At 51.5% G+C, this 19,185-nt stretch carries 19 protein-coding genes; 2 read left to right on the forward strand and 17 right to left on the reverse strand.

Features of this window, described 5'->3' with window-relative positions; translation table 11 throughout:
• Positions 1-473: 473 nt before the first annotated feature.
• Complete coding sequence (locus AC58P5_RS12370; protein ID WP_497386818.1) at positions 474-2,147, forward strand: fibronectin type III domain-containing protein; 1,674 nt, start codon at positions 474-476, stop codon at positions 2,145-2,147.
• Positions 2,148-2,375: 228 nt separating this feature from the next.
• Here the strand turns inward: AC58P5_RS12370 and AC58P5_RS12375 are convergent, their stop codons facing one another.
• The 4 genes from AC58P5_RS12375 to AC58P5_RS12390 form a co-directional block, all read right to left on the reverse strand.
• Positions 2,376-2,555 (reverse strand): hypothetical protein, encoded by a 180-nt coding sequence (locus AC58P5_RS12375; RefSeq protein ID WP_497386820.1) that lies wholly within the window; start codon positions 2,553-2,555, stop codon positions 2,376-2,378.
• A gap of 12 nt (positions 2,556-2,567) precedes the next feature.
• Positions 2,568-2,789: a Spo0E family sporulation regulatory protein-aspartic acid phosphatase gene (locus tag AC58P5_RS12380; protein WP_497386822.1), complete on the reverse strand. Its 222-nt coding sequence runs from the start codon at positions 2,787-2,789 to the stop codon at positions 2,568-2,570.
• A 337-nt stretch (positions 2,790-3,126) separates the two neighbouring features.
• Positions 3,127-4,428 carry a transcriptional regulator gene (locus AC58P5_RS12385; RefSeq protein WP_497387576.1) on the reverse strand — a complete coding sequence of 434 codons (1,302 nt, stop codon included), beginning with the start codon at positions 4,426-4,428 and terminating at the stop codon, positions 3,127-3,129.
• 372 nt (positions 4,429-4,800) lie between these two features.
• A complete protein-coding gene (locus AC58P5_RS12390) occupies positions 4,801-5,103 on the reverse strand; it encodes a YunC family protein (RefSeq protein ID WP_497386824.1) in 303 nt (100 codons plus the stop codon).
• 138 nt (positions 5,104-5,241) lie between these two features.
• Between AC58P5_RS12390 and AC58P5_RS12395 the strand changes: the two genes are divergently transcribed.
• Positions 5,242-5,784: a hypothetical protein gene (locus AC58P5_RS12395; protein WP_497386826.1), complete on the forward strand. Its 543-nt coding sequence runs from the start codon at positions 5,242-5,244 to the stop codon at positions 5,782-5,784.
• Positions 5,785-6,131: 347 nt separating this feature from the next.
• On the opposite strand, the gene AC58P5_RS12400 is transcribed toward AC58P5_RS12395, so the two are convergent.
• From AC58P5_RS12400 to AC58P5_RS12460, 13 genes are all read right to left on the reverse strand, one after another.
• Entirely contained in the window at positions 6,132-8,027 is a 1,896-nt protein-coding gene (locus AC58P5_RS12400) for a putative bifunctional diguanylate cyclase/phosphodiesterase (RefSeq protein ID WP_497386828.1), read from the reverse strand.
• On the reverse strand, positions 8,024-9,514 hold the full coding sequence (locus tag AC58P5_RS12405) for a PAS domain-containing sensor histidine kinase (protein ID WP_497386830.1): 1,491 nt from the start codon (positions 9,512-9,514) through the stop codon (positions 8,024-8,026). Before AC58P5_RS12405 ends, AC58P5_RS12400 begins: the two co-directional genes overlap by 4 nt.
• 217 nt (positions 9,515-9,731) lie before the next feature.
• Positions 9,732-10,106: a DUF423 domain-containing protein gene (locus tag AC58P5_RS12410; protein WP_497386832.1), complete on the reverse strand. Its 375-nt coding sequence runs from the start codon at positions 10,104-10,106 to the stop codon at positions 9,732-9,734.
• Between the two features lie 117 nt (positions 10,107-10,223).
• Positions 10,224-10,529, reverse strand: a complete 306-nt coding sequence (locus AC58P5_RS12415) for a hypothetical protein (protein ID WP_326054868.1) — start codon at positions 10,527-10,529, stop codon at positions 10,224-10,226.
• 151 nt (positions 10,530-10,680) lie between these two features.
• The gene (locus AC58P5_RS12420) at positions 10,681-12,192 is read right to left on the reverse strand and encodes a DHA2 family efflux MFS transporter permease subunit (protein ID WP_497386834.1); all 1,512 of its coding nucleotides are present in this window, start codon (positions 12,190-12,192) and stop codon (positions 10,681-10,683) included.
• Positions 12,167-12,637, reverse strand: a complete 471-nt coding sequence (locus AC58P5_RS12425) for a MarR family winged helix-turn-helix transcriptional regulator (protein WP_497386836.1) — start codon at positions 12,635-12,637, stop codon at positions 12,167-12,169. The genes AC58P5_RS12420 and AC58P5_RS12425 overlap by 26 nt, the downstream gene beginning before the upstream one ends.
• A gap of 274 nt (positions 12,638-12,911) precedes the next feature.
• Positions 12,912-13,667 carry a 2-dehydro-3-deoxy-D-gluconate 5-dehydrogenase KduD gene (gene kduD, locus AC58P5_RS12430; protein ID WP_497386838.1) on the reverse strand — a complete coding sequence of 252 codons (756 nt, stop codon included), beginning with the start codon at positions 13,665-13,667 and terminating at the stop codon, positions 12,912-12,914.
• Between the two features lie 29 nt (positions 13,668-13,696).
• Complete coding sequence (locus AC58P5_RS12435; RefSeq protein ID WP_009677137.1) at positions 13,697-14,446, reverse strand: DeoR/GlpR family DNA-binding transcription regulator; 750 nt, start codon at positions 14,444-14,446, stop codon at positions 13,697-13,699.
• Between the two features lie 38 nt (positions 14,447-14,484).
• Positions 14,485-15,315, reverse strand: a complete 831-nt coding sequence (kduI, locus tag AC58P5_RS12440) for a 5-dehydro-4-deoxy-D-glucuronate isomerase (protein WP_497386840.1) — start codon at positions 15,313-15,315, stop codon at positions 14,485-14,487.
• Between the two features lie 405 nt (positions 15,316-15,720).
• Positions 15,721-16,185, reverse strand: coding sequence for a DUF8821 family protein (locus AC58P5_RS12445; RefSeq protein WP_497386842.1), 465 nt, complete (start codon positions 16,183-16,185; stop codon positions 15,721-15,723).
• Positions 16,186-16,235: 50 nt separating this feature from the next.
• Entirely contained in the window at positions 16,236-16,703 is a 468-nt protein-coding gene (locus AC58P5_RS12450) for a DoxX family protein (protein WP_497386844.1), read from the reverse strand.
• Positions 16,704-17,199: 496 nt separating this feature from the next.
• Entirely contained in the window at positions 17,200-17,763 is a 564-nt protein-coding gene (locus tag AC58P5_RS12455) for a hypothetical protein (protein WP_497386846.1), read from the reverse strand.
• An 86-nt stretch (positions 17,764-17,849) separates the two neighbouring features.
• On the reverse strand, positions 17,850-19,181 hold the full coding sequence (locus AC58P5_RS12460; RefSeq protein ID WP_497386848.1) for an SMI1/KNR4 family protein: 1,332 nt from the start codon (positions 19,179-19,181) through the stop codon (positions 17,850-17,852).
• Positions 19,182-19,185 lie beyond the last annotated feature (4 nt).

Below are 19,185 nucleotides of genomic sequence, written 5' to 3' on the forward strand. Positions count from 1 at the left end.
AACCTGAGTAGCCTGCCAATCCGAGAGGCCCACGGACCGCACCAGATAAACGCTTAAATAAACTCTTATCAAATAGAACAAACCCGCAAGAAGGAGAAGCTCCGTTATCCAGTAAATGATTTTCCCACTAGTCAATTTATCCGCTCCTCTCTCTCCAAAAAACCCCTGTGAAAATGGCCCACATGCCCCGACAAACTTCGCTGCTGCCGCCGCCTTAATCCGCCTTTATACGAGGAATATTTTACCACTAAACAGACTTTATCGAAATTCCCCCCTCCATGATAGGTTTTTATCCTTAATCGGGACGAGCCGTCATGGGATAATAAAAGCGAGATTGGAACCGTTTACATTTATCGAGGGTATATGTCTATACGCGATTTTGTAAAGCCCTCGCCCCTATGGAAAGGAGGCACGACCAACCCGCTTATCCGCTGAATCCCGCACTTATTTCAATTAAAAGGAGCGTCCGATTGATGACTACTTACGCAACTCCCCGAAAAAAAATGATTCACCTCGCCCTCGCCTTCACGCTTGGCCTCGGTGTTGTGCCTGCTCTGGCTTCCAGCCAGGCTAATGCGGCCGGCACGGCGGCAGCGGCATGCCAAGACCCCGCCTGGAACTCTACAACCGCCTACACGGCCGGCAAAAGAGTCTCCTATTCGGGCAAAACGTTCGAAGCCAAGTGGTGGACGCAGGGAGAACAGCCCAACACGGCGAACGCCTGGGGCGCCTGGAAGTATGTGAGCGACTGCGGCTCAACCGGTGGAACGACGGACACGCAGGCGCCATCCGTTCCTGCCGGGCTGAAGGCAACCGCCTCCACGAGCACAAGCGTCTCCCTGTCATGGGTGGCTTCGACGGACAATGTCGGCGTGACGGGCTACGACGTGTATCAGGGGACGGCTCTTGCCGCCAGCGTGACGGGAACGACAGCCCTCGTCACCGGCCTTACCGCCTCGACGGCCTACAGCTTTACCGTGAAGGCCAAGGACGCGGCCGGCAACGTTTCGGCCGCAAGCGCTCCGGTCAGCGTGACGACACCGGAAGGCGGAACCACCCCTTCCCCGGATCGCAGGTACGTCGCCTACGCCAGCACCTGGAACACCAGCATCTACGATTTGAAGCTGGAGAATATCCCGAATTACGTCACGGATGTCAACCTGTCTTTCGCCAGACCGGATACGAAGTATGTCAAAGGTTCCTACGCCTTCGACCAGGAGGTTGCGGGCTTTGAATTTGTCGAGGGCGCCTCTACGGGCCGCGGCCAGCTGAAGTTTACGCCGCAGCAGTCCCAGGATCTGCGCAGCAACATCGCCGCACTGGATGCGCGCGGAACGGATACGTGGCTCTCCGTAGGCGGCTGGTCCTACAGCCAAGGCACCCAATGGGCGAACTTCAACGCCCCGCATGTCGTCGATCTTGCACTCGATCTAGGCGCTTCCGGCGTGGATATCGACTGGGAGTCTAGCGGCAGCAACTGCAACAAAGCCGCAGCCGAATCGTTCAGCTGTTCCAAAGACGCCGAAATCGCCGGCATTATCAACAGCCTGTACAACGAAATCAAGGCACGGGGCGCGAAGCTGAAAATCTCCATCGCCGGCTGGTCCACGGGAGCCTATTACGTGAAAGGCACGCCGTTCGAAGAAGGCAAAGTGCAGTACGGCTCGCCGTTCGGCGGCACGATGTACCGCATCGTGAAAGACCACGGCAGCAAAATCGACATGATCAACCTCATGTCCTATGACGGCGGCGTCTATTACGATCCGCGCGAAGGCTACGAAGCGTACCGCGCTATCTACGGCGGGACGATCAACATGGGCCTGCAGATTGCGCCCGAGGGCTCCGGCGGGGCCGTATTGAAGCTGAATGCGGCGCCGGGAACCGTTTATGACGCCGAGATGCTGAACGGCCAGAACAACGTCGCTTCCGCTTACTACAACGTGGAAACGCTCGTCAAATACGTCAAAAACAAAGGCAAGTCGTTTGACGGCTTCATGCTCTGGCAGCTGTGGAAGCAGCGTGTTCATCTGCCCGCCCCTTCGGACGGCGCCACCGAGAACAGCGCAGGCCAGTATGTGTGCCGCAACCTGCCTCTGGCAGGCGACTGCAACCAGACCATTCCTACACTGCCGAAGCTGACTCCGTAAACGAAAGCGGCATAACGGCACCTTACAAGCAGCGGTTACCCTTGCGCCTTTCGCGCAGCGGTAACCGCTTTTTTGGGCTGAGCGGCGCCAAATGGGCAATCCCGGATACGCGTTCCAGCACAAGCACAAATAAGCGCTCGAACAGGATCGAAGCGCAGAAAGGAGGCTCTTATTTATCCAGGGCCGCTTTTGAGCGGATTTTTGTTATCAAAGCCGCCTTTATTCATTTTAGCGATGCTTGTGATCAGGCGGCTCTTCTTGCTTCCGATCCACGTCATCACGCGTACGCTTGTTTTTTTTACCGTCCAGATGAAAGACCATAAACATGGCGCTTATGAGTACCCACATCAAAAACACCACAATGATGAGCTGTTCAGAATTAAACAATTCCATGATCGAAGCAGGCATACGGATATTCTCCTAATTCATAAATTCGGCGGAACTCGTTACAGAAGAGAGTTTCAGATGGATAATACCCGAATAACTTTGCTCGATTTTGTATTTCTCCCGCTGATAGTTATTCAACACTCGGTCTAATTCCTGCGATTTGCTTAAAACCCTGGAATCGGAAAATCCGTATTCCCCGGCCAGCCGCATCATTTCACTACGAATTTCTTCAATATGTTGATGAATGTCATCCATCTTCATACTCTCCTATTGATCATATGTAAAGCCTGACTTTAACACTCTTCTTGTCATATTTTACATCCTTCTGTTAAATTATAGTATTTCTTCCGAATGACATTACTCTTTCTCTTCTTTGTAAACTCTTTCGGCCATAAAAAAAGACACTCCCGGAAAAACCGGGAATGCCTTTACTGCCGCTATCCTTTACATTTGCCGGGTTAATTTCCCCAGCCATGCCCCAATTGTACGATCTTATGTACTTGCGTCTGCGGTTGAGCTGAAAATCCCGTACTTGGCGCCAAAACAGCAATTGCCACACTCGATACCACGAGCAAAACCGATAATTTTCTTTTCATCCTAATCGCACCTCATTCACTAAATGTTTAAACTCGTTCTTTTCTTCAATGCCCGCCAAATGCCTAAATCTTTCAAAAAGCGCCATACATTGAATAATATTTCTCTCACTATTTATTCTAACAGAAAATTCCAATCCGTGCAGTACAAACTTTATCCCTTTTCTACGATTTTGAGTCAAGTGATAGGCCGCCAAATCGCTCAAAAACTGGGCGTATCGCTCTTTCATAACGGGCTTGTTGTATTCGCCGAATTCGGATTGATAGGTTTGATAAGGAAGATGAGAAGAAAAACGCTGCAGAATGCCGTCGATATCATACCCGTAACGATTGGCTGTTTGTACGATTTTGCAGAGTGCCGTGAAAATATCGTCCTTGCGGGACGCGATACAGTTAATGTACTCGGGCAGGACCATGAGGTCACCCGACATGATGCGGTACAAATAGGTGTTCGCCACCGCCCATCCCCTGAACTGTTCGACAATGCGTTTTTCCTCATCCGATTGATCCCGGACCCAATCGGGTTTGGCGTACAACGAAACGTAATGCAGCGCTTGATCGAATTGGCCCCGCTCCTCGCATACCACGGAACGGATCAACAGGGCCTGCAGGATGTAGTAGCAGAGCGGGCGTTCGGGTCGTTTGACGTTCTCCCCGCCGCGCTCCGAAGCCGGTTCGAGCCGATACTGAATGGTTGCAATGCGGTGCATTTCCATGGCCAGCGCATCGACCTTCTCCCATTCGTGAAGAGTACCGAATACATAGGCCAATTGATTAAACGCATCCAGCTGATCCGCCACGTCCAACCGGGGTACATAGCTTTCGAATAAGGTCGCCGCCCGTAAATTAGCTTTTAAATCATCTCCGAGCGCAAGGGTAAACAACCGGTACTGACAAAGAGCCAGTCTTTCCGAATGCTGATATTTTTCACTTTCGGCGATGCACTCATACAAAAGCACGGCCGCCTCTCTTTTACCTTCCGAATGAAATTGCTCGGCTGTCTCAAATAACAAAGGAAGATAAGAGAGATTTTCCAGCATCAGCCGTACAACCCGCAGAAGGCAGTCGAGTTTGCCAAGCTCCGCACACCGGTGGATAAGCGGCCCCAATCTGCGCCAATCCGGATTCGAATGAAAAAAACATTCTTCAATGTATAAGTCATAGAAATGGCCTTCGCCAAGCCCCATTCCGGCCGTCATCCGGTCCAGCTGCTGCATGGCGATCGGACGGTTCCCGTGCAAAATAATGCTTAACGTCCCGGAGTTGATGCCGGATATTTCCGCAAACTGATTAATCGTCATCTGCCGGCGATCCAGATAGCTCTTCAATTGATTGCGAATCGAAGTTATTTTTGTCCCCAAACCATCACCGCTTCCTGAAAACCACCGAATTCCGTACTATGTCCTATTCACGAAACAGAGCTATTAAGACATAGGTCAATAAAAGAACAGGAGAAATAACAAGAGAGTCACCCGCTAAAACAGGTAATCGGTTCGAACGCCTGCTTTGCATTTACAAACTGTTTATTTTTACCATTACATGGGAATTATACCTCAAATCTTGTATCGGGACAATTAGATGAATGCCCGTTTCATAGATCTATTTTTCCGCATAAAAAAGGATGCAGGCATCTGCGCAGCGGCAGTACCCGCACCCGAGGCTTTCCGAGTTTCCTACATCATTTTAAGTATGGCGTCACGGCCGGTCATGCCCGCGAAAATCCCCATTTCCTCGGCCGTATGCGTAACGGATTCCAGAGGAGCGTCGAGCAGCTCGCCGATTGTTTTCACACCTGTGGCACGGGCGGCGATAATCTGGCGGTCGCTCAGCCGTTCGTTCAGCAGGGCGACATCAAGTGCTCCGCACATGATATAGCCTTTATCCGTCGTCACTACGAGCAGCGTCGTTTTGGGCAGCTTTACTTCTATCGCAATGGCCGTATTTCCGTCCAATTCAACGGGTTCCACTTTCATCATGATCGACACATCTCCTCGCTTCAAAATCATAGGCAGTATATGCCCGAAAAGAAGTTTTGGTGCCCCAAAAACGGTGTGTATCTAAAGACCCATTTCATGCTATAGTAAAAGGATCAGATTCAGTGAGACGGAGGTCTTATGACTACTAACAAGAACCAAACATCCAAACAAGGCCATTTGTTTACCGTTAAAATTTTGATGGAAGAAGAGACGAATGGACTTGCGCTTCAAAAGCTGCTGCAGGTCTTGAACGACGCGAATTTTAAAGATTTTTCGATTGAACAGGGGATTGAGCTCGGCAGGCTGATCGCTTTAAATACGCCTCCGGACGGCACATCGCCTGTGCCATCCGCACCTGCTCCCCTATCGGACGGATCACCGGCATCATCCGGGAAACAGCCGGCATCCACTCCGGCATCCCAGACCGGGTCGCCTGCGCCTTCCGCTGCATCCGCTTCCAATCAGCATAGGCCCCAGGTAGAAGACCAGCTCCGGAAGATGATCAAGGACAACACCCTTATCCGCCTTTCCGTCGTAAAAGGGGCCGGCATCCGTCTCAGTCTTCCCTGCCGGGTTCTGAATTTCGATGAAGAGTCCGGCAACGTCACCGTCTACCATGTGGACGAGAAGAAGGTCTATCTGTTCAAGCTCAACGAGATTGACAACATGTCTTTACATTAAAAAAGGCCCGGCATACGCCCGGGCCTTTCTTCTATATGGCAGCTTGGCCGATTAAAGTCAAGCGGCCCTGCATCGCGCACCGGGAGCTGCAATCCCGGTGTCGTTTTTTTTTCGATCACGGGTCTGGCAGAACGGTGTCCCGAAAACTTCCGGCTCTATTTTTTTTCCGGCCAGCCATTCGCTCTTCCTACTGGTCGGTCGCACCGCTTCACTGTCGGTCCCCGGAGCTGCTGTTGCGGCCTCACCGTTTTCTTAAGAATGCAGACCAAAGCTTTACCGCTTTAACTTTCACGGTTTATTCTCTATGCCGGCGCCCTCATCGACTGCTCCGCACCGTCTCCGCCGGCCTACGCCTCCTTGAGCCTCCCTGCGCTGCAGGTAATCCGGCGCAGCATGGAGCCCATTTTATCCGCCGTCAGAGGCGGGCTGAACCAGAAGCCCTGAACCTCATGGCAATGATTGCGGTGCAGGAAGGAAAGCTGCTCCTCCGTCTCCACGCCCTCGGCGATCACTTTCAAGTTCAAGTGCCGCGTCATGGAAATAATCGTGGCGACGATGGCGGCGTCGCTCGGGTCTTCCATGATGTCCCGGACGAAGGAGCGGTCGATTTTCAGCCGGTCGACCGGAAATCTTTTCAAATACGACAGGGAGCTGTATCCCGTGCCGAAATCGTCGATGCTCACCTGGACACCGAGCTGCTTCAGCTCCAGAAGCGAAGCGATGGCATGCTCCACGTCCATGGTCATGCTCTCCGTAATCTCCAGCTCCAGAAACTGGGGAGCCAGCCCCGTATGCTGCAGCACCTGATCGACTTTAGCCTTCAAGTTGTGCTGGAGAAACTGCCGGGAGGACAAGTTCACGGATACCGGAACTTTCGGAAGGCCGGCATCCTGCCAGGTCTGGTTCTGTTGGCATGCTTCGTGCAGCACCCACTCCGAGATCGGCACGATCAGTCCCGACTGCTCCGCAAACGGGATGAATTCTCCCGGCGAAATAAAGCCTTTCTGAGGATGATTCCAGCGGATAAGCGCCTCCATCCCTACGATTTGGCCGCTTTCGATCTCAACCTGCGGCTGATAATGCAGCACGAATTCGTTGTTTATAATGGCCCGTCTCAGGTCGTTTTCCAATTGAAGCTTCTGAAGCGAGACCGATCTCATTTCGGAGTTGAAAATCTGGATATCGCTTTTTCCGTTCTCCTTGGCCCGCGTGACGGCCATATTCGCATGCTTCATCAGCGTATCCGCATCCTCACATTCGCGCGAGAGCAGCGAGATGCCGATACTTGCCGTGACGTGCAGCTCATACTGCTCCAGCATGAAAGGCTCTTCGAGCACGGACAACAGCCGGGCGGCGAGCTGCAGGGCCTGTTCCCGCCCTTGAATACCCGTGTAGAAGAAGGCGAATTCGTCGCCTTCCGTTCTGGCGATAAAGTCGTTATCCGAGACACACCGGGTAAAGCGCTCCGCAAGCTGAAGCAGCAGCATGTCTCCGTAGTCGTAGCCGAAGCAGTCGTTGAACAGCTTGAAGCCGTCGATGTCGACGTACATGACCGCTACCCGCTGATGATGGCTTTCCGCCAGATGCAGAGCCTCCGTAAGCTGTTCTTTGAACAGCCGCCGGTTCGGCAGGCCCGTCATATCGTCGTAGTAGGCCATATGCCGGAACTGCTCGTCGGCTCTCCGCCGTTCCGTGATGTCCTGGAACATGAACAGGAACCGCCGGCTTTCCCCCTGCGTCTCGAGCGGCACGCCCGTAGCGGACAAGTCAATCCGGTATCCGCTCCGGTGAAGCACCGGGATATCGAACAACTGCGGCGCCCCTGTCCGCAAATCTACGTAGCGTTGCCTGAGCGTATCCTGGTGCCCGTCGGACACGTAGGCTCCGAAAGAATGGCCGACCAGCTGCTCGTTCGTCGCTCCGAGGAGCCGTTCCATGGTCCGGCTTACCCGGGTTAAGTTGCCGTGCTCATCCGTTACGCTGATCGCGTTCGGGCTGTAATCGAATAAAGTGTCCAGCAATCGGGAGGATTCATCCGCAACCGGCGGATCCACCGGCTTGTTGTCCAATGCCGTAAGTCCTTCCTGCCGGGAAGCAGCGGGGTTGCCGCGCTTGTTCACGGTATGCAGCGCCCCCGCCAGTATGGCAGAGGCTCCCAGGCAGATCCAGACTGCGTAGGCTCTCAGCAGCACACTTCCGATCACGATAACTGCCGCATACCCGCCTAAGAGAACCGGTATCATTTCCGCTTTTCCTCCATTTCGCTGCTTTCTCTGTTTATGGGCAGCCGAACGTAAACCGTCGTCCCTTCCCCCATGGCGCTTTCAATCTGAAGGGTGCCTTTGTGCTCCTCCACAATTTTGCGGCTGACCATCATGCCCAGCCCGCTGCCCTGATCTTTGGTCGTATAGAAGGGCACGCCGATCTTGTCGATCAAATCCTGCGGAATCCCGCTTCCCTGGTCCCCGATGGCGAAACAGATCCGCTTGTCCGCCTGCTCCTGCAGCCGGATCGTGATAAGGCCTCCGTCCGGCATGGCCTCGATCGCATTTTTCAATAAATTCACGAACAACTGCTTCAGCTGATTCTCCGCACCCATCATGCTTGACAGGGAGCCGTCCACATTCGTCGCGAATTCGACGTTCTTGAGAATGGCCTGCGCCTCAAGGAGCGCAAGTACATGCCGGATCACAAGCTCCGGGTTTAACCAGGCGAATTCCGACGCTTTGGGCTTGGCGAGCATAAGCAGTTCGGAAAGGATGAGATCGATCCGGTTCAGCTCGGACATCATGATTTCATAGTATTCCTGCTTTCCCTCTGCCCCGGACTGCAAAAACTGGGTAAAGCCTTTCAGAGCCGTCAGCGGATTCCGGATTTCATGGGCGACACCGGCCGCAAGCTGGCCCACGGCCGACAGCTTCTCGGAAGTTCTCAGCCGTTCTTCCGTTTCCCTGCGCCTCGTTACGTCTTTGGCTATCGCATAAATCCCTTCCACATGGCTGCCTACCTGAATCGGAAGCGTATTGACCTCCACGGTGATCCAGCTGCCGTCCTTGCGCGAGACATTGAATTCGCCGGTCCGGGTTCTGCCGCTTTTCGCAGCCTTGAAGAGCTCCGTCGCCGTGTCCAGGTCTCCCGGGAAAATGAAGCTCTCGCAGTGATGCCCCGCCAATTCACCCGTCTCGTACCCCGTGACCTGTCTCATCGTGGAATTAATGCTGACAATGTGTCCCCTCATATCCAGGATGCAGACGATGTCCGGGTTATACTCGAAAAGCGGCCCAAGCTCCTGACGGCTCCGCTCCAGCTTTTCTTCCATGGCCTTCCGGCCCGTCAGGTCCTGCAGCTGCACATAATAGACAAAGGAACCGTCTGTACCCGGGAGAAGAGACACGTTCAGCATCGCCCAGACCCAGTGTCCTTCTCTATGCCGAAACCTTTTCTCCATCTGCAGCCTTTTGGTCGAGGCCAGCTCCTTCCACCGGCTTACCCAGTCCTCCGTACCGACCGCCGCATAGACGATGTCGTCCTTGTTCATCCCGAGAAGCTCCCGGCGTGTATATCCCAGCATCCGGCAGAGTACTTCATTCACCTCAAGAATATCTCCCTGCTGATTAACAACCGCCATCCCGATCAAGGCTTCTTTGAACGCGTAGGCAAACACGGGAATCATAGCGGGTGCGATTAAGCCCGATTCGTTATCCTCATCTGGACTGAATGTCTTATACATCCGGTATTCCTTTCATTCAAAAGGATTTTGGGTTTACTGACTTTGTACAGGGAATTAACCTGCAAATCCGCCCTTAATCGACATTTTCGTCTTCCGTCAAACACCTGAATCGACAATCAACTGTGCAAATGGTAACAACTTCTACGCACTAGGTAAATTTTCCTGCTATTATTTAAGTCCCTTACAAAAAAGAAAAGAGCCGGAATAAATCCGGCTCTTATTTCATTGCGGCAATCGCCAGCATAACCCAGCCTGCCAGGAAGGCAACACCGCCAAACGGCGTAATGGCCCCTAACACTTTAATACCGGACAAACTCATCACATAGAGGCTTCCGGAAAATAAAATAATTCCGATCAGGATCGCCCAGCCCGAGGCATTGACCAGGGATTGGTTCTGTGTCAGACGATCTGCGGCGAGTCCGATCGCGATAAGACCGACCGCATGAATCATATGATACTGCACGCCGGTCTGGTAGGCGGCAAGCATATCCGCACTGATGTTCGTTCTTTTCAGCATATGGGCGCCGAAAGCGCCCAGCGCCACCGCCAAAAACATATTCACGCTTCCCAGCATCATGAATAAACGCATCATGTCTCCATTCTCCTTTGTAAGCAAAGTCGTCTCTCCCCATGATAGCCGATTATCCGCGAAGAATCCAATCCGGATACGGTTTTAGCCGCCTTTTCCGCCCTCCCGGGAGCCTTACGATTACTCCGCTTCACCCACGTCGTGCTGGCCGATAATGAGCACCTGAGGCTCCAGGTACGCACGGGTCGTAAACGGGTGCTGGAGCATATCCACTTCGATGTCGACCACTTTAAATCGGGCCGATTCGATGCCCTCCCTCTTGTCGTAAACGACTTCGAACTTCTTCAGTCCGAGCGAATGCGTAACGACCGAAGCGCCTACCGTAAGTGCCGCCCCTTCGATTTCCCCGTGTACGAAAAGCTGCTCCGTCAGCGCTTCGTTGTTCATATCGACGATTTTAACCCATTGGCAAATGCTGCATTTCATTTTAAAAGTCCCCTCTCTCTGCAAAGCCTGCATGGTTCCAAAATTCGACAACTCTTCGATAGATTCCTTCCTGGAGCATGCAGTTCCAAAGCAAAAAAAATCGTCCGGAAGCAGCCGCGGGGACTGCGTTCGGGACGATTTTCGTTCCACCTTATTTCGACGAAACCGTGACGGCTTCGGCGTCTTTGTTTTCGATCACGACACTCTCGTGCTTGACCTCGACGTGCGGCTTCACTTTACGGATAAAGAAAGCCATAACGAGAGCGGCCACCGTCATCCATGTCGCCACGACGAAGGAATGGTTGATGCCGTAGACTGCGGACTGCTGGGCAATCTCCGCCATTTTGACCTTGTCGGCGGGATTGATGCCGCCTGCGGCAACCATTTCCGCTCCATGGGACTTGGCCGCATTGGTCATAATCGACACGAGCAGCGCGGTGCCGATAGCGCCGGCCACGTTCCGGAGCGTCTGCGACATGGCCGAGCCGTGCGCGTTCAGACGCTGCGGAAGCTGGTTCATCCCTGCGGTCTGAATCGGCATCATCAGCATCGACATGCCGAAGCTGCGGATCGTGTACAGCATAATGAGCGTGGTATACGTCGTATCAATGGTAAGCTTGCTGAATTCGTAAGTCGTCACGGCCATGATCAGCAGGCCGATAACGGAAAGCCAGCGGGCTCCGACTTTATCGAAAATAATACCCGTAATCGGGGACATGATGCCCATCAGAATGGCGCCCGGAAGAAGCAGAAGTCCGGATTCGAAAGGTGTAAATCCACGGATATTTTGCAGATAGAGCGGGAGAAGAATCATCCCGGAGAACATGGCCATCGTAACAATGACGTTAATAACTGTCGTGAGGGAATACATGTTGAATTTGAAAACCCGGAATTCCAGAATCGGCTTCTCGGTCACCAGCTCGCGCCAGATGAACAGGATCAGCGAAACGGCGCCGACCGTCAGGCAAGTCACGACAATCGTGCTGTCCCATCCGTCTTTACCCGCGTCGCTAAAGCCGTAGAGAAGTCCCCCGAAACCGAGGGTGGAGAGAATAACGCCGAGAACGTCAAGGCGCGGCTTGGAAGTGCGCGTCACGTTTTTAAGCGACACGGCTCCGAAGATCAGGGCAAAAACGGAAAGCGGGATAATGATGTAGAACAGGGCGCGCCAGCTGTAATGCTCCATAATCCAGCCGGACAGCGTAGGACCGATGGCCGGAGCGAAAATCATGGCGATACCCATCATCCCCATCGCTTTGCCGCGTTCCTCTACGGGGAAGATCGTCAGGAAGACGATCGACATCAGCGGCATAAGCACGCCTGCGCCTGCCGCCTGGACAAGACGGCCGGTCAGCAGCAGCTCGAACCCGGGGGCCAATCCGCTTATGATCGTGCCCAGCGTAAACAAGCCGACCGCGGCGATAAACAGCTTCCGCGTCGTAAAGCGCTCGATCAGAAATGCGCTGATCGGGACGAGAACGCCGCTGACCAGCATATAGCCGTTGGACAGCCACTGGATAGTGTTCTCGCTTACTTGGAGATCCTTCATCATGCCCGGCAGGGCGACGTTGAGGAAGGTTTGGCTGAGCAGGGCGACGAACGCTCCGATCAGCAGGGAAGCCACAATGGGCCCCCGTTTAAATTTGGGTGCTTCTGTACTCATGGGTTTCTTCATCTCTCACTTTCTGTAAAATGTCTATGATTTGTGTATTGATACGCTCCAACTGCCGCTGATCCTCTTCGGATACCGAAGCGAGAATATACAATCGCTCCATGTGGTCTCGTTCCACCAGGTTCCACTGTTCCAGCCCTTTCTCCGTCAGCTTGAGCGTAACGGACCGGCGGTCGGTCTCCGAACGCTCCCGGGAAACGAGGCCCGCTTTGACCAGACGGTCCACAATCCCGCTCGTCGTGCTGGTCCCCAGCAGAATATACTCGCTCAGTTCCCCCAATCCGATACGAGGATGCTCCTTCAGATTTTTTAGGGTGAGCAGTTGGACCGGCGTCAAGCCGTACAGCTGGGCCGCTTTCATCAAGACTTGGAAAAAAGCTTGATTGACTTCACGGTAGGAGTGAAATATCCGGTGAATGCGGTCCTGTTCATCCAATGCCGATTCCTTCCTCTCTTTATTATTCGCCTCCAAATATTTTGCATACGAAATATTATAGAGTTTAAAGGATTTCTAGTCAATCATATTCCTATAAACTTAATAAGTCTTTTATGAGTCCTTTTTTAACCTTTATAGTCGAATTATGTTCCAACGCAAAAAGCCCTTCCCGGGTTAAACGAGAAGGATGTTCTCATTGTAACCCGGAAGGGCACAGCTTTATGCAGGGACAGCCCGTCCCTGTCACGATCGAGCGAAAGCAGGGCAGGACGGACTAGCGGACCATCCAGCCCCCGTCCACGCACAGGACATGTCCGTTCATGTAATCCGAGGCCCGGGATGCCAGCAGCACAGCCGGACCGGCCAGATCCTCGGACGTGCCCCAGCGCGCAGCCGGAATACGCTCGAGAATCTGCTTGCTGCGGACCGGATCGTCGCGCAGCGCCTCGGTGTTGTCCGTGCTCATGTAGCCCGGCGCGATGGCGTTGACTTGAATGCCCTTGGAGGCCCACTCGTTCGCCAACGCTTTGGTCAAACCGGCCACGGCATGCTTGCTGGATGTGTAGCCGGGCACGTTGATGCCTCCCTGGAACGACAGCATGGAGGCCACGTTGATGATCTTGCCGGAACCCTGCGCGATCATATGGCGGCCGGCAAGCTGGCAGAGCGTGAACACGGAGTTCAGGTTCACGTCCAGAACATCCTGCCAGTCCTGGTAGTCATGCTCGGCAGCCGGCTTGCGCCGGATGATGCCCGCGTTGTTGACCAGGATGTCGAGTCCGCCCAGGCCTTCGAGGGCCTGGCCGATCACGCCGGGCAGCAGACTGCGGTCGGAGACATCCGCCTGGATGGTGACCGCGCGGCGGCCGAAGCTCTCGACCCGGGCCTTGACGTCATCGGCCGGCGTCCGGTTCGTCACCAGCGCCACGTCCGCTCCCGCCTCGGCCAGACCGATCGCGATAGCGGCGCCCAAGCCGCGGCCAGCCCCAGTTACGACGGCCTTTTTGCCGGACAAATCAAATAAATTCATTCGGTACACCTTCCTTAGTCTAACGGTTATTAGAGAGGGGCCTGCAAAATGTTGACGGCTTCCCCGTATTTGCTCAGCGTCTCGGAACCGATGCCGCTGTCGGTGATCAAATAGTCGATCTCGTCAAGCCCGGCAAACGTAATCAAGGCGCCTTTGCCGAACTTCTTGTGGTCGGCGACGCAGTAAATCGTTTTGGCGCATTCCATGTAGACGCGCTTGAGCCTTGTCAGCTCCTCCGTGAAAATGGTCAGCCCGTAATCCGGATGAATGCCGGTGGCGGACAGAAACAGCTTGTGCACGTTGAGCTTCTTCACCCAATCCGGATCGGTGCCGACGAGCAGGTTATGATGCCGGTACCCGCCCGGCACGACAAGCCGGATCTGGTCCTTGGCCGTCAGCTCGCGGATAATGAGCAGATCGTTGGTCAGGACGGTGAGCGGCATGTTCTTCACCTTGCGGGCAATCTCCAGCGTCGTACTCCCGGCGTCGAGCGCGATGATGTCGTGCGGTTCGATGAAAGTCAGCGCGTATTCGGCGATGGCGGATTTTTCGCGGACATGCTTGATATTCGGAATCTGCGGCAGCAAGCTCTCTTCGTCGGGCAAAGGGACAGCTCCCCCGTGGGTCCGCTTCAGAAGCCCTTTCTCCTCCAGCTTCTCGAGATCCTCGCGGATCGTCTTTTCTGTGACCTGAAATTTATCGCTTAGCTCGGAAACCTTGACGCTTTTCCGGCTTTCCAGTTCTTCCAGAATGGTACGATGGCGTTCAGCAGCCAGCATGAATAATTCCTCCTTGCCTGTCAAACAGGTTCATGCTTCTACTTTAACTCGTTCATAGCCACCATATCCATATCTTTAAAGGTATAATTTTCGCCGGCCATAGCCCAGATGAACGAATAGTTGCTGGTACCCGCTCCGGAATGGATGGACCAGCTCGGTGAAATAGCGCCCTGCTCGTTAGCAACCACGAGGTGACGCGTTTCCGAAGGCTCGCCCATCATATGGAATACGCGCGCGTCTTCCTTCAGATCGAAGTACAGGTAAGCTTCCATTCTGCGGTCGTGGATATGAGCCGGCATCGTATTCCATACGCTTCCCGTTTTGAGCTGGGTGACCCCCATCATCAACTGGCAGCTTTGAATACCGTCGGCATGAATGTACTGGTTCAGAATCCGCTCGTTGGACGTTTCCAGAGAGCCAAGGTGGTTCGGGTTCGCTTCCTTGATCGAAATTTTTCTCGACGGGATTTCCGCATGAGCGAGAGCCGAACAGAAATATACGCGGGCCGGATTCGAAGAATCCTTGCTGGCGATCGTCACTTTCTTGTTCCCTTTGCCCACATACAGCGCATCCAGACGGCCCAGCTCGAAGCTTTCTCCGTCTGCCGTAATGACGGCGTCTCCGCCGATGTTCAGGAAGCCAACCTCGCGGCGCTCCAAGAAGTATTCCGTTTTGAGCGTGTCGGCCGCTTCAAGTTCCAGCGTTTCCTTAACGGGAACCGCGCCTCCGATGACCATGCGGTCATAATGGGTGTAGACCATCGAAATGCGTTCTTCTTGAAACAGATTTTCGATCAAAAAGTCTTTTCTCATGCGTTCGGTCGTAAAGGTTTTAAAATCAGCCGGGTTTGTCGTGTGTCGGATTTCCATATGGGATAACCTCCTGTAAGGTACGTTTATGTTCATTTAGGTTCGTTTTTAGTGTATCACAACCATAGTGAACATAAAAGAACTTTTTTCATTGAGATCAGAAACCCTTTTTTTCATAGATTCAGGCGGCCGCCGCCATCTTTCTATTAATCTCGCATAGGATATCTCAGAAAGGAGGAAAGAGTTCCCAACCCGCACAACGGACCCAGCCGGCCCTGCCCCTCCTCTTCAAATAAAAAAAGCGGCCGCCTTCCGGAGATGAAGGCGGCCGCTTTTCCTATGGGCGGAACAGGAGTCGGGCTCAGTCTCGAACCCGGGGGAAACGTTCCCGAATTTTTTCGATCAGCAGCCTGTAAGTCTTGTCGTGTTCGGACAATGATTCCTCCACTTGCATTTTTGCTTCCCTTAATATTCTCCTTTGATTACAAAAAACGAGCCCCGAATGGTTCCGGCTAATGCAGACTTCTGCCTGGCGAACTTAAACTTCCCTTCTAACTCCTGTGGTACCTCCATTCCCTCGGAAAGCTTAAAACCGACGGCCCGCTTCTTAGGGGCATCAACCGTATACATGACATTGAGCGCAAGCCCGTCCTCATAAAAAACGTAGGTAAACCGGATATTTTCCACTTGAAAACGCGACGTTTCCAAAGGTTTGGCCGCAAACTCAATATCACGTTCTTCTTTCAAAATTCGGTTTACATAATCCAGGTTCTCCTGACTTTCGCTAGCAGGTACCACCGTAAATTCATGCTTGTATTTGTTCATAAAGTAACGGGCTTCATTCGCACGTAATCCGGCAAGCGCTTCTGCTACAGGTGAAGACTCTAAACCAACCGTAGACACATTTTTAAAATCAACGACAGACGACATTTTCATCTCTCCTCTTATCTATTGGTTTACTAAAAACAGGCAGTAGTAATCTATTGATTGTACGAAGGGGCAACTGATAATTTCACCATCTCTTGATACATTTTACGGTTATCCGGACGCAGCGCCCACGAGGCGATAGTCAATGCCGCATAAAAAAGCGGAAGAATAAGATTAAACCCGTAAACCCCATAATCGTCAGCAAACGCATGTGATATAGCCGCACCCGTCATTAAGAAGAAAATACCGGCGTAAGCCCATTCTTTGAGCCGAGAAAAACCCGGCACGATGATAGCGATGACTCCGAGTAATTTCCAAGACCCGAGAATGTACGTGACGTATAACGGGAAACCGATACCGGTCACTAAGTCTACATTCCCCCCATATCGCATTAATTGCCCAATACCACTTAACGAAATGGATATGACGAGCAGTAAGGTGACGGTCCAATAAGCAGTTATTTTTCCGCGGTGCCGGGTTTCTGCTTTCACGGTTGTTTCCGTACCGATGATGGTACTCATTTTGTTTCCTCCCCATCCTTGTTTTAAGCGAAACTTATTCAGGTTTCACATATTGTTAATTAGCTGTCTCTTATTATGACACCATTTGGTGTCTATTTGAATTATAGGACACCATTCGGTGTCATGTCAACAACGTTTTTTAACTCCTTATGAAAACTGCCGGTCGGCTATGTGTATCTTCCTTTTATGCCATTTGGCTCTTTGATTGAATGCAAAAAAGCTCCGGCGCGATAATGCCGAAGTTTTTGAACATGAGTCAGTTTTGGCGGGCGTCAGGATGCGAGAGAATCGTGACCGATGATTACAGCCGGTTCGGTCGGAGCAGTTTATCACCAAGAAATAGTGATATCTCCGTAACCACAGCACTGCGGAAATTTATGAAACCCTATCGCTGGAAGATTATCGATCAAGCCTCAGAGAAATTTCAGCAGGAATAATAAAACAGCGGTCCATTCAACTATCGTTCAATGATGAAAGTACCCCCAATAATGGAAACCTATTTGTGTTCCCCAAGCCATTCTTTAAATTCATGTACTCTCCAATCGTCTTTACTGATTAGCCTCTCGTCTTTCAAAACTACTTCATGTGCATGTCTAATTAATTGACTTCCTTCCAATTGAATACCTTCCTGTAAGTCGGTCAATACGCCATCACACAATAAAGCGAGCGCAGCCGCTGAATACCATCCCATCCTAAATTCAAAACTATCCTTAGTACTTATGTAAAAACTTATTTCAGTTTCCGCTTCTCTTAGTTTCTTCTCAATTAATCTCAATGGTTGTGGTTTGCCAAATATCTTTGTGAAAAAGGTTCCCTTCTTACCCTTTACTTCAATACGTCTAACAAACAATTCAAATCCTGTCATTAGTTTGATATTATTCAGACTACTGTTAGGGCAATCATAGATGACAACCTTGAAGGGAAGAAATCCTGAATGAGTATGGAATGAAAATCCAGGATAGACTTCTACATCCATATTAAACTTTCTTATTTCAGACAACCATTCAGGTATAATACGGTCATTTAATCCCTTAAGGTGGACAGAGAGATCGTAACTCATATACTTCTCCTTCTAATGGAATCATTTATTTTCAAGGTGCCTTACGCAAAGTTGCGCGAGTTTTTAATGGTATGGATATGGAGTAGTTACATTAATTCTTTGTCAAAATAATCATCCGGCAAATTTAATTCTTTCAAACAACCTATAAATTTATCTCTGAAATTATTATTGTTTTTATATTCCGGCCATGCAGCCTTATAATAAGGCATTAACTTCTCATGTGGGATAATGCCCCAATATTGAATAGAGTTTTTCACAACCTCCTTGTCGCCATCCTTTAACATCTGCTCAATGGTTTCCCAACTTTCCGATTTGTCATTGCAATTGCGTGTCGCATAGATTGCGGCAGTTTGGATATTCGAGTCGGTGTCGCACAAAAAGGGCGCAAAGTTTCGGAGTGTAATCGCGCAGGAGGATTCCAAAACATACCCCACATGACGCAACGTCTCCGGGTCGTGAACCCTGTCAAGACTTTGCACGATTACTTTTATAAATTCCGCTAAATCAAAAGATTTACCGTACCCGTTCAGAATGTATAATGCTTGTAAAAAATCCTCATTACTTTCGGAATGCAACAGCTCGAGAAGAAAGTCTCTTCCCGCGTCAACAGAGGTTTTGCAAATTAGCTGAATGGCTGTGGTGCGATCATTTTGTCTTTGCTCTGCAACGCTTTCTAAAAAATCAATGGTTGGCTGCGAGATTTTCTTAAACTTGAACATTCCATCAAGCGCTTTTGATTTGATTTCTTCGTTTGGGGCGTTTTGATAAACCTGTATCAATGCATTTTCATCGCCCGGCATTCTGCTGCCAAACCACGCGATATCATAATCCAGAATAATTTCGTCCAGCCAGCGCTCATACCAGTCCAGAAAGTTGTCTTCATAGACAAAGAAAAAGGGATGATCCGGATAAAAATCTGAAGTGTAAACGATTTTCCCCCTGTGTTTCCCTTCAAGTACGAGATACATATTGTATTCGCAGCCTTGCGTGCCAATACACAACATGCCGCCCAACACCCTTTCACGGGCGGCGTCGTATTCCAGGTCGGAGATGTCCTCATCATTGATAAGGGGATCGGTCAGATGGTTCCATTCCTCTTTTGTCATTCTGGGGTGTAGAGCGCATTTTGTAGTGAGTGCGCTATCGGTATAAGAAGTTGCCTTTTCAATCGAATAAATCCCGTAATACGGCCCGGCACCTCCATTTCCGACTCTCGTTAAAAACTGCGCATAAGGCTCCGGGAGTATGACCTTATTCTTTGCTTGCCAGTCTGCAAGCTCTTTTGCTGTAAGCTTGTCATAAACCCTGTATTTGTGTGAGGATGCTCCAAACACCGAAAAAGCCGTATCTTTGCGCATGGCCTTTTCGAGTTTGTTTTTTATTCGATCCAGTTGCGTTTCTTTCTTCCAAAACAACATATTG

The organism is Paenibacillus sp. JT31N7 (assembly GCF_059692095.1).